Source organism: Shimia haliotis (genome assembly GCF_900114415.1).
Lineage (GTDB): Bacteria > Pseudomonadota > Alphaproteobacteria > Rhodobacterales > Rhodobacteraceae > Shimia > Shimia haliotis.
Genome location: NZ_FOSZ01000004.1, coordinates 332,461 through 348,670, shown reverse-complemented (window position 1 = coordinate 348,670; position 16,210 = coordinate 332,461). Strand labels below are relative to the sequence as shown.

The window sequence follows — 16,210 nt, the reverse complement described above, 5'->3', positions numbered from 1 at the left end:
GACGACATCGCCCCGATGTCCAGCCCCCATCATACCAAGTCGCCCTCAGGCCCGCGCAAGTTGATCCATTATGCGCACAAGTTCCGCACTTATACCGGGTTCAGACAGAGCATGCCCCGCATTGCGCACCATACGCAGATCCGCCATCTCTCCCCAAGACTCGGTCAGCTCATAGGCTGCCTTTGGCGGACAAATCATGTCGTAGCGACCCTGGACAATGAATCCGGGAATATCCTTAATTCTGTCCATATGGCCCAGAATCTGCCCGTCAAACTCAAGAAAACCCTTGTTGCGGAAATAGTGATTCTCCAGCCGAGAGAAGGCACGCGCATATTCCGCCGGCGCCTCTCCGCCAGCACCGCTTGAATAAACAGACGCCAAGGCGTTTTCCCACGACGCCCAAGCACGGGCGTATTTCACTTCGGTCGCGCGATCGCCGCAAAACAAGCGGTGGTGATAGGCCTCGATAAAATCGCCACGCTCTTCCGTCGGCACCAACGATGTAAATCGCTCCCACGGTTCCGGCCAAAAATGCCCTGCGCCACCGCCGTAAAACCAATCGAGTTCCCGCTGCATCATCAAGAAGACGCCACGCAGCACCAAACAGACCACCTTTTCTGGATGCGCCTGCGCATAAAGCAAGGACAAGGTCGCGCCCCAGCTGCCGCCAAAGACGATCCAATCGGAAATCCCAAGCGTAGTGCGAATAAGTTCCATATCCGCAACAAGGTGCCATGTTGTGTTGTCCTCGATGCTCGCATGAGGCCGCGACCTGCCACAGCCTCGCTGATCAAAAAGGATCACCCGATAGACACTGGGATCGAAATACCGTCGCATCGCAGGGCTGCACCCGCCGCCCGGACCGCCATGCACAACCACCACCGGCAGCCCCTTGGGATTGCCAGATTGTTCCACATAAACCTGATGCCCGTCGCCAACATCCAACATCCTCTGGTCAAATGGCTCGACCGGCGGATAAAGATACTGCACTGCGCGCTTTTGGCCCGAGTTCTTGTCCATGTCTTTCCTTAAATGTAGAGACAGCCCACATGACCCACGGAGAGTATTAAATGCAAGCCTCCCAGAGCACCGTTGACCCGTCCGAGGTCGCCAAATTCGAGGCCATGGCCGCCGAATGGTGGGACCCCAATGGCAAGTTCAAGCCTCTCCACATGCTCAATCCCTGCCGTCTGGACTATATTACGACGCAGATCGCGGCAGAGTTCAATCGCGACCTGAACACAGAGTTGCCCTTTGCCGGATTGCGATTGCTGGATATCGGATGCGGTGGCGGACTGCTTTCCGAACCAATGGCACGCCTCGGAGCAACAGTCGTGGGCGCCGATGCGGCAGGCGGCAATATTCCTGTGGCAAGAGTCCATGCGGAACAATCCGGTCTAGACATCGACTATAGACACACCACCGCTGAAGCGATGGCCGAAGCTGGCGAGCAATTCGATGTCGTTCTGAACATGGAAGTTGTGGAACACGTTGCCGATCCTCTGGAATTTCTGACGGTTTGCCAACGTCTTCTGAAATCGGGTGGCCTGCATCTCTGCTCTACGATCAACCGCAATCCCAAGAGCTTTGCTATGGCGATTGTCGGCGCCGAGTTTGTTATGCGCTGGCTGCCCAAGGGAACGCATGAATGGCACAAATTCATCACGCCAGATGAATTGTTTGCGCTACTGGAGAAATCCGGTGTGACACCAGTCGACCGGAAAGGGTTTGTGTTCAACCCGATCGCTTGGAGCTGGTCGATCTCGGCTCGGGACCTGTCTGTCAACTACGTCACAGCCAGCACGAAACCTTAAGTGTCGTCCTCAAGGCGCAGGCGCAGTTCCCGCAAAATCGGTAGGGCCGAGCGGACACGCTCGTCGCCGAGATTCTCGACAATATCCCGAATCAGCGGCTCCATGCCCGCCAACGCTGCATCCCGCGCCTGACGGCCGGCGGGGCTTATGGCCACCATCTTGCGGCGGGCGTCGTCCCAATCCGGCCGGATATGCACATATCCAGCCAGTTCAAGCTTATGCAGGGTATTGGTCATGGCACCGCGGGTGACGTGGAACGTCTTTGCCAACTGTGCGGGGCTGCGCTCCGAATTCGTTCGATCCAATTGATTCAAAACGGAAAAATGAGACAGTTCCATTCCCTTGGGCAACGCTTTGGTCAAGCGCGTACGGGCGAGCTGATCCACCATCAGGATCTCGCCAAACAGGGTAATGGCCAAGCCGCTTTTGTCGTTCATCAGGGTCCGTCGAACTCTCGGTCATGGCCCAAAGCGGGCACTTGTCTGCGCGCTTTGTCCACCATCGACAGGTCAAGATCAACATATGTGATGCCGCAGTCGGTTCCGGCATCTGCCAAAACCTCTCCCCATGGCGCAATTACCATCGAATGCCCATAAGTTTGGCGCGATTTGCCTACGGTGGCGTCATGCCGGCCGGTTTGTGCAGCCGCAACAACGAAACATCCTGTTTCAATGGCCCGCGCCCGCAACAGAACCTCCCAGTGCGCAGCACCGGTGACAGGTGAAAATGCCGCTGGGACGGTCAAGATCTGCGCCCCAGATTTGGCCAAAGCGCGATGGAGATGCGGAAACCGCAGGTCGTAACAAATCGACAACCCGACCGTCCCAGCGGGTGTTGGCACAGTCGTTGCCACCGCTCCGGGACGATAGCCGTCGGATTCGCGATAGATTTCTTCTGGCGACACATCCACATCAAACATGTGGATTTTGTCGTATCGGGCAGCAATTTCGCCCTTGTCATCAATCACAAAGGAGCGATTGGCAAACCGTCCGTCTGTGTCCTCTGTTTTCAAGGCAAGGCTTCCAAGACTGACCCAAACGCCCAATTCAGAACAAAGGCCCCGCACCCGCGCCAGCATTGGATCGTCGCCTTCATGGCACAAAACACTCACCTGATGCTTCCGGCTCATGGAAACAATGTTGGTCACTTCTGGCGTAAAGATAAATCCGGCTCCTTGCGCCGCCGCTGTGCGGATCATGCCTTCAACAGTCGTCAGGTTTTCCGACGGCTGATCCGATGACGTGATCTGTAAAAGTGCGATCCGCATTGGCGTCACCGGCCAAGCAGCCCATCGAGCTTGCCCGCACGCTCAAGCGCATAAAGATCGTCACACCCGCCCACGTGAATGTCGCCGACGAAAATTTGGGGAACCGTTCGACCTCCGTTGGCGCGTTTGATCATCTCCGGCTTACGGTCAGGCTCTGACAGAACGTCAAATTCGGTGTACTCAACGCCCTTTTGATTCAACAAGCGTTTGGCGGCGTGGCAAAAGCCACAAAGAGGGCTGGTATAAATTTCAATCGTCATTGCGCGATCCTCAGTGTTTCAACATTTGTCAGGCATTTAGTCGCCCTTTGCAACGCGTGCCAGTGTCAGCACACACACATCTTTGGCACCAGCCTGCAACGCCGCTTGCGCTGCGGCGGTCAAAGTCGCCCCGCTCGTCATCACGTCATCCACCACAATCGTCCGCCTGCCGGCCAAACGCTGCCCGCGTTTGGGGTGCGGCTCTATGGCTCCAGACATTTTATCAAACCGCTCCTCGGTGGTGAGACCTGCGGTGGTTCCCCTGACGCGGGGCCGAAGCAACGCATCAGGACAAAATGCCAAATCCAAATGCCGTGCCACGCGCTTGGCCAAAACGCCCGCCTGATTGTAGCGCCGTTTCAACAAACGGCTCCAGTGCAAGGGCACCGGCACAACTATGGCTTCCGCCTCCCACAGTTCCCTGCCGGCCGACGCCATCCATTTTGAACATGGCAATGCAATGTCCTGCCGGTCTCCATGTTTCAAGGCCAACACCAATTTGCGCGCCACACCTTCGTATGACAACGCTGCCGCGCCCTTAACCCAAGGCCGAGGGACGGATTGGCACGCATCACAAGTGAGCTGATCTTCCACACTTTCTGCCAAAACAGAAATTCCGCAAAAATCACATTGCGCACCACCCAAAAACGGCGTCTGCGCCCAACATAAACTGCAAAGTCCGAAGTCTCCTTCAACCAATGCACCGCAGGCAACACAGCGGGATGGAAAAACCATCTGCAAGGCCGTTTGAAACTTACTTTTCTTCGTCATATTGTCCGCCTCATGCAGACCCAGCCGAAACTCACCGATCGTAAGGCCCTGACGCGCAATCGCGCGCGCGCTGATGTGTCCAAAGGTATGTTCCTACATGAGGTCGCGATCGAGGAGGTTCAGGATCGCCTCAGTATGGTTAACAGAGGGTTTACAAGGCCCGCGATTGTGACCGGATTTCCTGATGTTTGGCGCCGCTGCATTCCGGACGCCGCGATAGTGGAAGACACCGATGTGCTTGATTTGCGCGAGGGTGCGCATGATCTGGTGGTGCATGCGTTAAGCCTGCATTGGGCCGATGATCCAGTCGGGCAAATCATCCAAAGCCGCCGCGCCCTTTCTCCGGACGGGCTTTTTCTGGCTGTGACATTTGGCGGCCAGACTTTGAATGAGCTGCGCAGCGCTTTGGCGCAGGCCGAAAGCGAAATTACGGGCGGCCTGTCGCCCCGCGTCGTTCCGATGGGTGAAATTCGCGATATGGGCGCCTTGTTGCAACGCGCCGGACTGGCTTTGCCGGTTGCCGATTCTCTCCCTCTAAAGGTCACCTACGAAACGCCCTGGGCCTTGATGAAGGATCTTCGTGCGATGGGGGAAGCCAACGCCCTTGATCAACGCCTGCGCAAACCAACACAGCGCAAAGTGCTGATCCGCGCGGCGGAACTTTACGTAGAGAACTTCATGGAAGAGGGCCGCCTCACAGCAACCTTTGATATGATCTTTATGACCGGCTGGTCTCCTGACGAGAGCCAACCGCAACCGCTCCGCCCTGGGTCCGCGTCAACCCGCCTTGCAGATGCGCTAGGCGCATCAGAAATCAAACTGCCGAAATGACGGCGCGAAAAACAGTGGACCAAAAGATGAAAGACGTCGCCTGCCCCGCTCACGCCCCTGCCGACCACCCCGCCGTTCCGCGTGGCAAAACCGGTATTTTGCTGGCCAACCTTGGTACGCCGGATGACTACACATATTGGCCCATGCGCCGGTATCTTAACGAATTTTTGTCGGACAAGCGGGTGATCGACTACCCGTGGTGGAAATGGCAACCAATCCTGCAACTCATCATCCTCACCAAACGACCTTTTTCCAGTGGCGAGGCCTATGAGTCGATCTGGGATAAAGAGCGGGGCGAAAGCCCTCTGATGGTGATTACCAAAGAGCAAACCGCCGCGATTGCAGATAAAATGCAGGCGCGTTACGGCGATCAGGTGATGGTCGATTTCTGTATGCGCTACGGCAACCCCTCCACGCCTTCCAAGGTGCGTGAAATGGTGTCGGCGGGCTGTGAGCGGGTGCTGTTTTTCCCGCTTTACCCGCAATATGCAGGCGCAACCACAGCCACCGCGAATGACCAGTTCTTTCGCGCATTGATGGACGAAAAATGGCAGCCCGCGGCTCGCACAGTGCCCGCCTATTTTGATCACCCCGCCTATATCGAGGCATTGGCTTCTTCCATCGAGGCCGCCTATGCGTCTCGGGAGAAACGCCCTGATTTGCTGGTGGTTTCCTACCACGGCATGCCGAAACGCTATCTGATGGAGGGGGATCCCTACCACTGTCAGTGCCAAAAAACGACACGTCTTTTGCAGGAGCGGCTGGGCTGGGACAAGACAGAATTGCGCACCACGTTCCAATCCCAGTTTGGACCCGAAGACTGGCTTCGCCCCTACACAGTAGAAGAGGTGGCGCGTCTGGCCCAAGAAGAAGGCAAGAAAAGCATCGCCGTCGTCGCGCCAGCCTTTTCGGCGGACTGCATCGAAACGCTGGAAGAGATCAATGAAGAGATCAAAGAGAGCTTTGAGGAAGCAGGCGGCGAGGACTTTCTCTATATTCCCTGCCTGAACTCGGACGAAGCGCATATTGATGCGCTGTCTGACATCATCTCTGAAAATCTGGGAGGCTGGGTCACGTCCTAAAGGCGGGCCACGAGCGTCAGACCAAAAGAAAAGGCGAGGGTAATACCCTCGCCTTTAACTGTTTGTTGTAATTCGTGTGAATTACGACTGAGTAGCTGCTGCGGCGATAACAACCAACAGAAGCAGCGGAACCCAGACAGCTGCGTTGGAGCTCGACGCTGCTTCTTCAATTACCGGCGGTTCTACAACCGGATCGGCCATGGAGCCAGCAAAGGCAGTGGAAGCAGCGGCGGTCAGTGCAGCAGCGAGAACGAGTTTCTTCATAGTATCCTCCAGAATTCGCTTGCCACCAAAAACAAAAAAGAGGGCGATGACAAGCACCCAAGACTTAACCTCGTGCAATCGTCTAAACAGGAAAAAGTCTGCGTTTGCAAACCCTAGTTTAGGGATTCACGACTCCTAACAGCAAAATGTCGTCAAATAAGCAACACTTGTGTGCCCACATTCGTGAGCGCAAACAGCTCTGCAATATGTTCGTTGTAAAGGCCAATACAGCCGTTGGACGATCTACGTCCAATTTTACGTGTATCATGCGTCCCGTGAATCCGGTAGTAGGTCCAGCTCAGATACAGCGCATGTGTCCCCAAGGGATTGTCCGGTCCCGGGCCAACAAACTCAGGCCATTCTGGGTTGCGCTTGCGCATCGATGGCGTCGGACGCCAGCTCGGCCCCTCGACCTTTCGAATGATCTTTGTACGCCCTTTTTTGGTCAAATCCTCGGTCAAAGGCACGGATGTCGGGTACAGCTTATAGACCGACTGATCCTCAGACCAGTAATGCAAGGCGCGGCTCGTGATATCCACAAGAACAGCACCGTTTCTCAGGTTGCTGAAGTACGGCTGCCAATCAAGTGAGCGGAAGCTTGAGATGTTGCGCACGACCGCCTCGTCCAAGTCCCGTTCGACCTCGGTTGTGCTGGATTCGGTTTGCGCCAACGCCGGCGCCCCTGCAAAAGCCGCACCCGTCGCCAAAAATGCGCGGCGGCCCAAAAAATTTTTGCAATTATCTGTCATGGTGCTCTCCCAGACACGGTCTTATGTTACGTCAAACGATATTGCCCGAAAGCCTCAGTCGCAAATCAATCAATCGTCAGATCGGCCACGTCACGCCGATGTGGGTTTTCATGTCAACTTCATACAGGTAGATCAATGCAAAACGCAAAATCACCAAGCGGGGAAGACATGCGGATCTTTACTCTATTTATTGTTCTGGCGCTAACTCTGGCGGCCTGCACCACCACCGGCGGCTCTTCCGGAGCCAAACAATACAGGATCTCCTCGAACGCGTCTAACAAGATTCAATTCCGTGTTCTGGACAGCGTAAACGCTTTGCGACAGGCCTCGGGCGCTGTTCCGGTTGAATACAGCGCACAGCTCAATGCGGCTGCGGCAACCCACTCCAGAGACATGGCGTTGCAAAACCGCCCCTGGCATTTCGGCTCTGACGGCTCCTCACCCCTCGATCGCGTCAAACGTGTAGGCTACCAAGGTGAACTGACCGGAGAGACCATTTCCGAGACATACGAGACCGAAATGGAAACACTCGCCGCTTGGATGGAACAGGACGACACCCGTGCAGTGATCCTTGATCAAAATGCCCGCGACATCGGATTTGCTTGGTTTCAGGAGAAGAATGGCAAAATCTGGTGGACCCTCGTCATGGGCGCACCAACCTATGCCACAACCGATATTGCCAATTTCGACGGGTAGTTACGGATAAATCCAAACTTGTGTGCCGTTCCTGACCATCGCATAGATGTCCCGCATCTCGCGATTGGTCACGCTGATGCAGCCCGCGGTCCAGTCGGCCTTTTTGTTTTTGAACACTTCGGGCTGCCCGTGAATAAAGATGTCACCGCCAGGCGATTTTCCCTGAGCTTCGGCATAGGCGCGATCGGCCGCATTTGGATAAGAAATGCCAATCGACAAATAGAACTGACTGTTCGGATTGCGACGATCAATCCAGTATTGCCCTTCCGGCGTTCGACCATCGCCCTCAAACTGTTTGTGCCCAGCCGGCGCAAACCCCAGATCCACGTCATAAGACTTCAGAACAGTCTCATTGTGCAGCAAGTGCATTTTGCGCTGTTCTTTGTAGATCACGACATGCGTCACCTTAGGGCCGCTGTAGGTCTTGAATTTGGACGAACAGCCCGCCGCGCCGATAGCAACGACAAAAAGAAGAACTAGAGATAGCCAGCGCATCGAAGGTGCCTCGGTTGTTTTTGTTCTATTGCCCTAGTCCAATAACAGATGAAAGCGGCAAAAACCCGTCACGACGCTGTGACTTGTATCAAAGTCTTGCGAATCGGGCCGCAAGCTCCACGTGACTGGACCACCGGAACTGATCCACAACCTGCACCCAGTCCAGCGCATAACCTGCGCCGACCAAAGTCGCGGCGTCGCGGGCGAAAGTAACAGGGTTACAACTCACAAAGGCAATTTCGGAAACATCCGACTGCGCCAATTCCGCAACCTGCGCTTCGGCGCCGGCCCTTGGTGGATCAATCACTGCAAAATCATAGCGAAGATCTTCGGCAATGATCGGATTGCGGAACAAGTCCCGCGCCTCGGTTGTCACGTGTTTCAAGCCTTCAGCCATGCGCCAGCCGGCGTCCAGAGCTTTCGTCATGGCTCGCTCGCCCTCCACCCCGTGCATCTGTGCGCATTCTGCCATCGGCAAAGTGAATGTGCCACACCCCGCAAAAAGGTCGATGCCTTTCTCGCCTTGCGTGATGGCGGACTGAACCGCTGCGAGAAGATCTGCTTCACCCTGCGGAGTGGCCTGCAAAAACGCGCCGGCTGGCGGCACAACCTTGGCCTTTCCGAATTGCTGATATGGCGGCACGCGGGTCGCGACCACTTCTCCATCCCATGAAAGTCGAGCCAGCTTGTGCCGTTCGGTTTCCTGCGCCAGTTGTGAAAGAAACGGTCCGTCAAGCGGTTTTCCGCCCCACACCGCCACATCCAAACCGCCGTCGCTCAGGGTGACAGTTGCGCTGATTTCACCTTTGCGAGATCCGCCAATTTTGGCCAAATCGCCCACAATCTCCATCGCCGGAATCAGCTTGGGATCAAGCAGTTGGCAATCGGGGATTTCCGCAATCACATCAGAGGCACGGGCGTGAAACCCCACAGTTGCGCCTTTCTTAGTGCGGCGCGCGGAAAATACTGCGCGACGACGTGTGGCCGCCGGAGAGGTCAAGATCGGCTTCATCTCGGCCACAAGCCCCTGCGCCGCAAGCGCATTCCTGACCACATCCACTTTCCAGTCCGCGACAAAACCGTCTCTCGCGTGCTGCAACTGGCACCCGCCGCAGGCTTTGAAGTGCCGGCATGGCGGTTTCACGCGGTTCTCTGATGGCGTCACAATCCGCACATCGCGCAGACGATCGCCGTCAATTTCTCCGCTCACCTCCTCACCTGGTAAGGTCAGGGGGGCAAAAATCGGACCTTCGGCAATCCCGTCGCCGTGCAGGCCCAGTCGCTGGATGATGATCTGGCTCATGCGCGTCCCCTACCGCGAGGACGCGCATTGGTCAATTTACTCGGCGGCTTCGTCGGCATTCAGGAACCCACCCGACTGCCGCGCCCAGAAACCGGCATAGAGGCCTCCCTGCGCAAGTAGATCGGCGTGACTGCCCTGCTCGACGATTCTACCTGCGTCCAGAACCAGAATGCGGTCCATCTCGGCAATCGTGGACAAACGGTGCGCAATCGCGATCACGGTTTTGCCCGCCATCATGCCATAAAGCGTGCTTTGAATGGCGGCCTCCACTTCGCTATCAAGCGCGCTTGTGGCCTCATCCAGCAGAAGAATCGGTGCATCTTTCAGGATCACCCGCGCCAACGTGATCCGCTGCCGCTGTCCTCCTGACAGCTTCACACCACGCTCACCGACGTGCGCATCGTACCCTTTCCGGCCCTGCGGATCTTCAAGATCAAGGATAAACTCATGCGCCTCGGCCTTTTTCGCCGCGGCAATCATCATCTCCTCAGTGGCATCCGGCCGCCCATACAACAGATTGTCACGCACCGAACGATGCAGAAGCGAACTGTCCTGCTGCACCATACCGATCTCGTCGCGCAGGCTGTCCTGCGTGACCTTGGCGATGTCCTGACCGTCGATCAGAATGCGGCCGGTTTCGGCGTCATAAAACCTCAGAAGCAGCTTCACGAGCGTCGATTTCCCCGCGCCACTGCGTCCGATCAGGCCAATCTTTTCGCCCGGATTTATGGTCAGGGAAATCGCATCCAAGCCGCCAGATCCGCGACCATAATGGTGCGACAGGGCGTCAATTTCCATTTTACCTTCAGTAAGTTGTAGCGGTTTTGCTTCCGCAACATCCACAAGATCAATCGGCTGTGCGATGGTTTCCATACCCTCGGCCACCACGCCCAGCTGACGGAAGAAAGAGGTCAGCGCCCACATGATCCAGCCGGTCATCGCATTGAGCCGCAGTGTCAAAGCGGTGGCTGCCGCGACCACTCCGACACTCGCCTGCCCTTGCATCCAGAGCCAGATCGCCCATCCCACAACGCTCACAATCAAAAGTCCGTTCAAAAAGACCAGAACCACATCCATTATGGTGAAGATCCTCATCTCTTGCTGAAACGTATCGCGAGAGTAATCGATAGCCTCTTTGGCGTATTCCAGCTCCCGCTGGTTGTGGGCGAATAGTTTGACGGAATGTATGTTGGTGTAGGCGTCCACCACACGGCCTGTGACCTGTGAACGGGCGTCTGACGCTTTCTGTGAGGCGGGACCAACGCGGACTACCGTCCAGCGCACCAACGCACCATAAAGCACCAACCAAATCAGCATCGGCAGCACCAGACGCGGGTCTGCGTCCATCAACAAAAGCGCGGCACCAACCACATAAGCGATCGAGAAAGTGATGGCGTCAAAGACCTGGAACATCGCTTCGCCAGCGGCAGGCGGCGTTTGCATAATGCGGTTGGCAATACGTCCGGCAAAGTCGTTTTCAAACCAGCCAACCGATTGGCGCAAAACATGTTTGTGCGCCCGCCACCGGATCAAAGTGCCAAAATTCGGCAACATCGCGTTGTTCAGAAGCAGCACGTCCAATCCCTGCAAAAGGGGCCTGAGCAGCAGCACAAAAACGATCACTGCAAGGAATTCAACCTTATGCGCAGCCCAGACATCGGCAGGATCGCCAATCAGCAAATCCACGATGCGGCCCATATAGCCGATAAGGCCGATTTCCACAGCGGCAACCACCACGGACATCACCGCAGCAAGGAAAAAGACCCGTTTGAACGGCTGTGCATAGTCCATGATGAACGGCCACAGCTTGGTCGGCGGCGTGTCGGTCTCGACATAGTCGCAATAAGGATCAACGAGGTTTTCGAAAAACTTGAACATGGGGAAACCCAAAGAAAGAAGACAGGACAAAATGTGAATGCGCAGCCGTTGGCCACGCGAATGCGGTCAGCTTGTGCTTATGACAACCAGATTCCGCGATACATCTTGCACCCTCCTTTTACTCAGGTGCGGCAAGACTGCCGCAATGAACGCCACCTGTCAATCAGGCTGATTGGTGGTTGAACCCTATCTCTTCCTAGGGACAAAATCGCTGTCGGCACTACGTCGGTTTTGCGTCGGTATCACGACTGTATGTCTGCGGTGCCCTATTCAGGCGGTCAACGTCGCCAAAAGCGCCGCTTTGCCCATTGTCAGGCCACTTTCAATCCATCGGGATTCGAGCGTCTTGAGCGCACGGCCTAGCGCGGGGCCGGAATAATCCGGCATCAGGTCGGCAGGACGGATTGGAAAATCCGCTGCCGCACCCCGGGAGACTTCAGCGGGTGAGGCGGGATCGAATGGGAGTTCCAACATCGCCGCGCGCAGGAGCAGGATTGACGTGCCTGCCTCTGAACCCAACCGATAGCCAAGTTCAGCCGGCCCCATTGTGTTTTCCACCCCGTCGCGCAGATCATACAGGGAGCGAGAGTCGCGTTTAGACAGACGCAAGGCCTCGGTGAGGCCGACACCGCCAAGGCTCGCGAGTCGGCGGATGGGATCGGGAGCAAGGCCGAACTGTGCCTCAAGATGCACCAAGGGCGCGAGAGCCTTGTCATCGCAGCCGTGCAGGATGGCAGTCAATACGCCAGTCGACCGCATGGCCGCCACCGCGGGCGCCGGATCCGAGGCGGAGAGCAGTTTCTTGACCTCTGTGCCGACCCGCTCTTTGGACAAAGTCGCCAAACCGTCAATGTTGTCCGCGATAGCGGCCAGCGCATCAGGATCCATGCCCGCCATCGGGTCACCATAGATCGCGTGAAACCGGAAATAGCGCAGGATGCGCAAGTAATCTTCGCGGATGCGGTCTTCGGCATTGTCGATAAACCGCAGACGGCGGGCCTTCAGATCTGTCATGCCGCCAAGCGGGTCGACCACAGTGCCATCGGGAGTCGCATAAAGCGCGTTCATGGTGAAGTCGCGGCGAAGCGCATCGTCCTCAACGTTGTCAGAGAACGCCACAACGGCGCGGCGACCGTCGGTTTCCACGTCGCGGCGAAAGGTGGTGATTTCGTGGGGAATGTGGTTTGAGACAACCGTAATTGTGCCGTGTTCAATACCTGTTGGAACGGCGTTGAGACCCGCGGATTTTGCCAGTTCCATGACCCGCTCCGGCAATGCATCAGTGGAAATGTCGATGTCATTCACCGGAGCGCCAAGCAAGGCATTGCGCACACAGCCGCCAACAAAAAGCGCTTGATATCCCGCATCAGTCAGCGCCTTGCAAACCTTCTGCGTCGCCGGATTGGTCAACCAATCGCCAACTACTTTCATACCCTCTCCATTCGCTCCGCAAGACCTCGCAGGATGCGGGCCGTTGCGCCCCATATGTAATAGGGGCCGAAGGGCACGGTAAAGTAGTGGCGTCGCTGTCCCTGCCACCGGCGGGATTGCACGGAAAATCGCGCAGACGTGGTCACATGGGCCAACGGCACGCGAAAGACTTCTTCGACTTCGCCCGGCTCTGGGATCACGTCAAACGCATCTTTGACGAGACCCAGAACTGGCGTCATGGAGAAACTGGTCACGGTTTCATGGGTCGGAAGGGTTCCAAGCACCTCGACGATCTCGGGCGGCAGTCCAATTTCCTCACGCGCCTCGCGCAAAGCGGCGGCGACCACATCAGCGTCATTTTCATCCTGCTTTCCCCCCGGAAAGGCGATCTGGCCGGGGTGGTGTTTCAGATGGCTGGCGCGTTTGGTGAGGATCACATGCGGGGTGCCGTTGCTGATTTCGATCGGCATCAAGACACCTGCTGGGCGCAGCTTGCGGCCTTTTGGCAAAACAACATCAGGATTTAGATCAAAATCGGAAGAGGCCGCGCTTTCGGTTGAGAGCGCGGCCTTTAAGGTGGACAACGGGTCAGGCACCCGCGGCGTCTCCGTCTTTCTTCGCCTCAAATCCGACCGAGGTCGGATCAAGGTCGTAATGCGCGCCGCAGAACTGGCAATCGACTTCGACACGGTTTTCCGGCGTCGTCATCGTTTGAATGTCCTTGGCCGAATAGATCGACAGCGACTGGCGCACACGATCCTCGGAGCACGTACAGCCGAATTTGACCTGCTGGGCGTCATATACGCGCGGCGCTTCTTCGTGGAAGAGACGCACCAGAAGATCCGTCGGCGGCACCGAAGGGCCAATCATCTCGAGCTCTTCAACCGTGTCCAACAGAATGTTGGCCCGGTTCCAGTTCTCCATGTCTTCCTCGTTCACCACATCTTTGGCCAGCAACAGACCGCTTTCGCCGCTGCCGCCTTCGCCCGACACATGCGGGCTGGCTTTGGGCATGTGCTGCAGCATGATGCCGCCAGCCCGCCAATGCTCGCCCACACCGGGTTCGACAGATTTGCCGAACTTCAGCGAAAAACGTGTCGCCAGCTGCTCAGATTGGGCGAAATACGCCTCTGCCGACGCTTGCAGTGATCCACCAATGAGGCCGGAGATGCCCTGATAGGGCTTCATGCCATCACCTTGATCAATCAGGACCGCGAAATAGCCGTTGCCAAGTTGATCAAACGGCGCGCCGTCGGTCAGGCGTTCCTCATCAAAGCTGGCGTAGGCGCGAATGCGGGCCGGCTCGCCTCCGGCGGTCGGTGCATAGTAATCGGTCGCGATCATGCGCACGGGGCCATCGGTCTGCACTTGCAGCGACAGCTTCCAGCGCAGGCTGATGGTCTGCCCGATCAATGCGGTCAGCAGAGCCATCTCGGCCACAAGCGCTTCTACCGTTTCCGGATAGGCATGTTGTTTCAATACGCCCGACAGCACACCATCAAGGCGCGCGACGCGGCCGCGAATGTCAGATTTATCCAGCTGGAACGGCAGTACCGTGTCGTCCCAGGCAATCGTGTTTGCGGGTTTCATGGGGTTTCCTTATCGGCCTTCCCTTGCCATACCGCGACTATATAGGGCCAGCAAGGGCCACAAAAAGGGGTTTCACCCATGATACCACGTTTTGGAACACCGCCAGAAGCCGGCCGACGTTATGGTATTCGGCCCGGGGCCTATGCGATTTTGCTGCGTGGCGACGAGATGTTGGTAACGTATCAGCACGCGCCACACGACGAGTTCCAACTTCCTGGCGGCGGTATTGATCTGGGGGAGTCTCCCGTGTCCGCGCTGCATCGGGAAGTCTATGAAGAAACCGGATACACCATGACTGCGCCACGTCGGCTGGGGGCGTTTCGGCGTTTCACCTATATGCCGGAGTACGACAAATGGGCGGAAAAGGTCTGTGCCATTTATGCGGCACGACCGGCCCGTCGGCTGGGTCCACCGCCGGAGGCCGATCACGAAGCGGTCTGGATGCCGATCACCGTGGCGGCGAGGACTCTGGCAAACGAAGGCGATCGCGCTTTTGTCAGGCGGTTCCTGCTTTAACCTCGGTATTCCAGAAGGATACCGGAAATGTCATCCGGAAACCCCCGACCGCCGCTGTATTCGTCGAGCTTCCACACGATGGCCTGCAGGGTTTCATCCAACGCATGTCCATGCAGATCGCGCACCATTGTCTCAAACCCGTTTTCTCCCAACATGCCGCTATCGGTATCAGGACATTCGGTCACGCCATCGGACATCATGAAAAGCCGGTCTCCGGGGTGCAACTGCAAGACAAACTGCGAGAACTCCGCCCCGGGAATAAGACCGACTGGCAGCCCGCCAGGGCCATCTTGTTCTACCGTGCCATCAGCACGTTGGATCAGGGGATGGGGATGCCCTGCTTGTGCCATGGTGACTCTGCCGGTTTCCAGATCAACGTCGGCCAAAAGCATCGTGAAGTAGTGCTCAGTCTCCATCTCGTCGAGGATGATTTCATTCAGGCGGCAGATCACCTCTTTGGGTTCCAAATGTTCATGTGACCCGTCCGGATAAACTTGCATCGCCACATTCTGTTCCGGCGAGGAAGAGGAGAGATACCCCGCCAGCCGCGCGGTGATCAGGGCGGAACTGATGCCATGTCCGGAAACATCGATGGAATAAAGACCGAGTCTGGTGTCCGAAATTTTGTAGTGGCCGACAAGATCGCCGCCAACGTGACCGGAGGACTGCAAGAGCAACGACACCGCGCCTAGGCCAAAGTCGCGGAACCGGTCCGGCACAAGAGACTGTTGCAGCTTTTTCGCGGCCAAAAGGTCGTTGTCCAACGAATCATAAAGGCGCTGCAATTCATCCAAGGTATCGGTGATAACACGGTTTTTTTCCGTCAACTCATGCTGCATGCGCAGGATGCGCTCACCCGCACTGATCCGCGCGCGCAGCTCATACCCGTTCACCGGTTTGGTCAGGAAGTCATCCGCGCCAGCGGCAAAACCCTGAGCCACTTCGTCCTTCTCACTTTTGGAGGTCAGCAGAATGAAATAGGCATAGCTTTCTACCGGTATCTCCCGCAGCTCCCGACAGAACTCCAGACCGGACATCCCGGGCATCATCCAGTCGGAAAGAATGAGATCAGGCAAATTCTCACGGCAAATTTCCAGCGCCTCCTGACCTGAGGCAGCCTCGATCACGTCGTAGCCTTCCCGTTTGAGAGACACGCTGAGAATGCGCCGCTGTACACGGCTGTCGTCAACAACAAGAACGCGACGGATCACACCGGAATCCGCCACCGCGTCCATAGCTTGAACAGTCATAGTTTGCACAGTC

At 56.7% G+C, this 16,210-nt stretch carries 19 protein-coding genes and 1 pseudogene; 5 read left to right on the top strand and 15 right to left on the bottom strand.

Annotated elements, in window-relative coordinates; genetic code table 11:
- Positions 1–45: 45 nt before the first annotated feature.
- A complete protein-coding gene (gene pip / locus BM069_RS12315; RefSeq protein WP_093324061.1) occupies positions 46–1,020 on the bottom strand; it encodes a prolyl aminopeptidase in 975 nt (324 codons plus the stop codon).
- Positions 1,021–1,070: 50 nt separating this feature from the next.
- On the opposite strand from pip, the gene ubiG reads away from it, so the two are divergent.
- Entirely contained in the window at positions 1,071–1,814 is a 744-nt protein-coding gene (ubiG, locus tag BM069_RS12310; protein ID WP_093324059.1) for a bifunctional 2-polyprenyl-6-hydroxyphenol methylase/3-demethylubiquinol 3-O-methyltransferase UbiG, read from the top strand.
- Here the strand turns inward: ubiG and BM069_RS12305 are convergent.
- The 5 genes and pseudogenes from BM069_RS12305 to BM069_RS20170 form a co-directional block, all read right to left on the bottom strand.
- Positions 1,811–2,251 carry a MarR family winged helix-turn-helix transcriptional regulator gene (locus BM069_RS12305; RefSeq protein ID WP_093324058.1) on the bottom strand — a complete coding sequence of 147 codons (441 nt, stop codon included), beginning with the start codon at positions 2,249–2,251 and terminating at the stop codon, positions 1,811–1,813. The two genes, ubiG and BM069_RS12305, sit on opposite strands and share 4 nt — an antisense overlap.
- On the bottom strand, positions 2,251–3,081 hold the full coding sequence (locus BM069_RS12300; RefSeq protein WP_093324056.1) for a carbon-nitrogen hydrolase family protein: 831 nt from the start codon (positions 3,079–3,081) through the stop codon (positions 2,251–2,253). The genes BM069_RS12305 and BM069_RS12300 overlap by 1 nt, the downstream gene beginning before the upstream one ends.
- Positions 3,082–3,086: 5 nt before the next feature.
- Positions 3,087–3,341 (bottom strand): glutaredoxin 3, encoded by a 255-nt coding sequence (gene grxC / locus BM069_RS12295; RefSeq protein ID WP_093324055.1) that lies wholly within the window; start codon positions 3,339–3,341, stop codon positions 3,087–3,089.
- 36 nt (positions 3,342–3,377) lie between these two features.
- Positions 3,378–3,827 (bottom strand): ComF family protein, encoded by a 450-nt coding sequence (locus BM069_RS20175; protein ID WP_342028856.1) that lies wholly within the window; start codon positions 3,825–3,827, stop codon positions 3,378–3,380.
- Between the two features lie 87 nt (positions 3,828–3,914).
- Positions 3,915–4,076, bottom strand: a pseudogene (locus BM069_RS20170) (double zinc ribbon domain-containing protein); the annotation flags it as partial.
- Positions 4,077–4,124: 48 nt separating this feature from the next.
- Between BM069_RS20170 and BM069_RS12285 the strand changes: the two are divergent.
- Both BM069_RS12285 and hemH read left to right on the top strand, forming a co-directional pair.
- The gene (locus tag BM069_RS12285) at positions 4,125–4,943 is read left to right on the top strand and encodes a methyltransferase domain-containing protein (RefSeq protein ID WP_093324053.1); all 819 of its coding nucleotides are present in this window, start codon (positions 4,125–4,127) and stop codon (positions 4,941–4,943) included.
- 26 nt (positions 4,944–4,969) lie between these two features.
- The gene (gene hemH / locus BM069_RS12280; protein WP_093324153.1) at positions 4,970–6,025 is read left to right on the top strand and encodes a ferrochelatase; all 1,056 of its coding nucleotides are present in this window, start codon (positions 4,970–4,972) and stop codon (positions 6,023–6,025) included.
- Positions 6,026–6,106: 81 nt separating this feature from the next.
- On the opposite strand, the gene BM069_RS12275 is transcribed toward hemH, so the two are convergent.
- The gene (locus tag BM069_RS12275) at positions 6,107–6,289 is read right to left on the bottom strand and encodes a hypothetical protein (RefSeq protein WP_093324152.1); all 183 of its coding nucleotides are present in this window, start codon (positions 6,287–6,289) and stop codon (positions 6,107–6,109) included.
- A gap of 152 nt (positions 6,290–6,441) precedes the next feature.
- Positions 6,442–7,038, bottom strand: a complete 597-nt coding sequence (locus BM069_RS12270; RefSeq protein WP_093324052.1) for a L,D-transpeptidase — start codon at positions 7,036–7,038, stop codon at positions 6,442–6,444.
- Between the two features lie 168 nt (positions 7,039–7,206).
- Between BM069_RS12270 and dalA the strand changes: the two genes are divergently transcribed.
- Positions 7,207–7,734, top strand: a complete 528-nt coding sequence (gene dalA / locus BM069_RS12265; RefSeq protein ID WP_093324050.1) for a divisome-associated lipoprotein DalA — start codon at positions 7,207–7,209, stop codon at positions 7,732–7,734.
- Here dalA and BM069_RS12260 read toward each other — a convergent pair whose 3' ends face one another.
- The 6 genes from BM069_RS12260 to hslO all read right to left on the bottom strand — a co-directional run bounded on the left by BM069_RS12260 (position 7,735) and on the right by hslO (position 14,431).
- The gene (locus tag BM069_RS12260) at positions 7,735–8,229 is read right to left on the bottom strand and encodes a L,D-transpeptidase family protein (RefSeq protein ID WP_093324049.1); all 495 of its coding nucleotides are present in this window, start codon (positions 8,227–8,229) and stop codon (positions 7,735–7,737) included. It lies immediately after the preceding gene.
- A gap of 88 nt (positions 8,230–8,317) precedes the next feature.
- A complete protein-coding gene (locus tag BM069_RS12255) occupies positions 8,318–9,532 on the bottom strand; it encodes a class I SAM-dependent RNA methyltransferase (protein ID WP_093324048.1) in 1,215 nt (404 codons plus the stop codon).
- 36 nt (positions 9,533–9,568) lie between these two features.
- Positions 9,569–11,410, bottom strand: coding sequence for an ABC transporter ATP-binding protein (locus BM069_RS12250; RefSeq protein ID WP_093324047.1), 1,842 nt, complete (start codon positions 11,408–11,410; stop codon positions 9,569–9,571).
- 270 nt (positions 11,411–11,680) lie between these two features.
- The gene (locus BM069_RS12245; RefSeq protein WP_093324045.1) at positions 11,681–12,841 is read right to left on the bottom strand and encodes a CCA tRNA nucleotidyltransferase; all 1,161 of its coding nucleotides are present in this window, start codon (positions 12,839–12,841) and stop codon (positions 11,681–11,683) included.
- Positions 12,838–13,437, bottom strand: a complete 600-nt coding sequence (locus BM069_RS12240; protein ID WP_093324044.1) for a CoA pyrophosphatase — start codon at positions 13,435–13,437, stop codon at positions 12,838–12,840. Before BM069_RS12240 ends, BM069_RS12245 begins: the two co-directional genes overlap by 4 nt.
- Positions 13,430–14,431, bottom strand: a complete 1,002-nt coding sequence (gene hslO / locus BM069_RS12235; RefSeq protein ID WP_093324043.1) for an Hsp33 family molecular chaperone HslO — start codon at positions 14,429–14,431, stop codon at positions 13,430–13,432. Before hslO ends, BM069_RS12240 begins: the two co-directional genes overlap by 8 nt.
- A gap of 78 nt (positions 14,432–14,509) precedes the next feature.
- Between hslO and BM069_RS12230 the strand changes: the two genes are divergently transcribed.
- Positions 14,510–14,947: an NUDIX hydrolase gene (locus BM069_RS12230; RefSeq protein ID WP_093324041.1), complete on the top strand. Its 438-nt coding sequence runs from the start codon at positions 14,510–14,512 to the stop codon at positions 14,945–14,947.
- Here BM069_RS12230 and BM069_RS12225 read toward each other — a convergent pair.
- Positions 14,944–16,197: a PP2C family protein-serine/threonine phosphatase gene (locus BM069_RS12225; RefSeq protein ID WP_093324040.1), complete on the bottom strand. Its 1,254-nt coding sequence runs from the start codon at positions 16,195–16,197 to the stop codon at positions 14,944–14,946. The two genes, BM069_RS12230 and BM069_RS12225, sit on opposite strands and share 4 nt — an antisense overlap.
- Between the last annotated feature and the right edge of the window lie 13 nt (positions 16,198–16,210).

Excerpts from the sequence above, each read along its gene's own strand:
- BM069_RS12230 (WP_093324041.1), top strand. The coding sequence starts at position 14,510 with ATGATACCACGTTTTGGAACACCGCCAGAAGCCGGCCGACGTTATGGT.
- BM069_RS12285 (WP_093324053.1), top strand. The coding sequence starts at position 4,125 with ATGCAGACCCAGCCGAAACTCACCGATCGTAAGGCCCTGACGCGCAAT.
- BM069_RS12275 (WP_093324152.1), bottom strand. The coding sequence starts at position 6,289 with ATGAAGAAACTCGTTCTCGCTGCTGCACTGACCGCCGCTGCTTCCACT.
- BM069_RS12260 (WP_093324049.1), bottom strand. The coding sequence starts at position 8,229 with ATGCGCTGGCTATCTCTAGTTCTTCTTTTTGTCGTTGCTATCGGCGCG.
- BM069_RS12245 (WP_093324045.1), bottom strand. The coding sequence starts at position 12,841 with ATGAAAGTAGTTGGCGATTGGTTGACCAATCCGGCGACGCAGAAGGTT.
- hemH (WP_093324153.1), top strand. The coding sequence starts at position 4,970 with ATGAAAGACGTCGCCTGCCCCGCTCACGCCCCTGCCGACCACCCCGCC.
- BM069_RS12255 (WP_093324048.1), bottom strand. The coding sequence starts at position 9,532 with ATGAGCCAGATCATCATCCAGCGACTGGGCCTGCACGGCGACGGGATT.
- ubiG (WP_093324059.1), top strand. The coding sequence starts at position 1,071 with ATGCAAGCCTCCCAGAGCACCGTTGACCCGTCCGAGGTCGCCAAATTC.
- grxC (WP_093324055.1), bottom strand. The coding sequence starts at position 3,341 with ATGACGATTGAAATTTATACCAGCCCTCTTTGTGGCTTTTGCCACGCC.
- BM069_RS12270 (WP_093324052.1), bottom strand. The coding sequence starts at position 7,038 with ATGACAGATAATTGCAAAAATTTTTTGGGCCGCCGCGCATTTTTGGCG.
- dalA (WP_093324050.1), top strand. The coding sequence starts at position 7,207 with ATGCGGATCTTTACTCTATTTATTGTTCTGGCGCTAACTCTGGCGGCC.
- BM069_RS12250 (WP_093324047.1), bottom strand. The coding sequence starts at position 11,410 with ATGTTCAAGTTTTTCGAAAACCTCGTTGATCCTTATTGCGACTATGTC.
- BM069_RS12225 (WP_093324040.1), bottom strand. The coding sequence starts at position 16,197 with ATGACTGTTCAAGCTATGGACGCGGTGGCGGATTCCGGTGTGATCCGT.
- BM069_RS12300 (WP_093324056.1), bottom strand. The coding sequence starts at position 3,081 with ATGCGGATCGCACTTTTACAGATCACGTCATCGGATCAGCCGTCGGAA.
- pip (WP_093324061.1), bottom strand. The coding sequence starts at position 1,020 with ATGGACAAGAACTCGGGCCAAAAGCGCGCAGTGCAGTATCTTTATCCG.
- hslO (WP_093324043.1), bottom strand. The coding sequence starts at position 14,431 with ATGAAACCCGCAAACACGATTGCCTGGGACGACACGGTACTGCCGTTC.
- BM069_RS12305 (WP_093324058.1), bottom strand. The coding sequence starts at position 2,251 with ATGAACGACAAAAGCGGCTTGGCCATTACCCTGTTTGGCGAGATCCTG.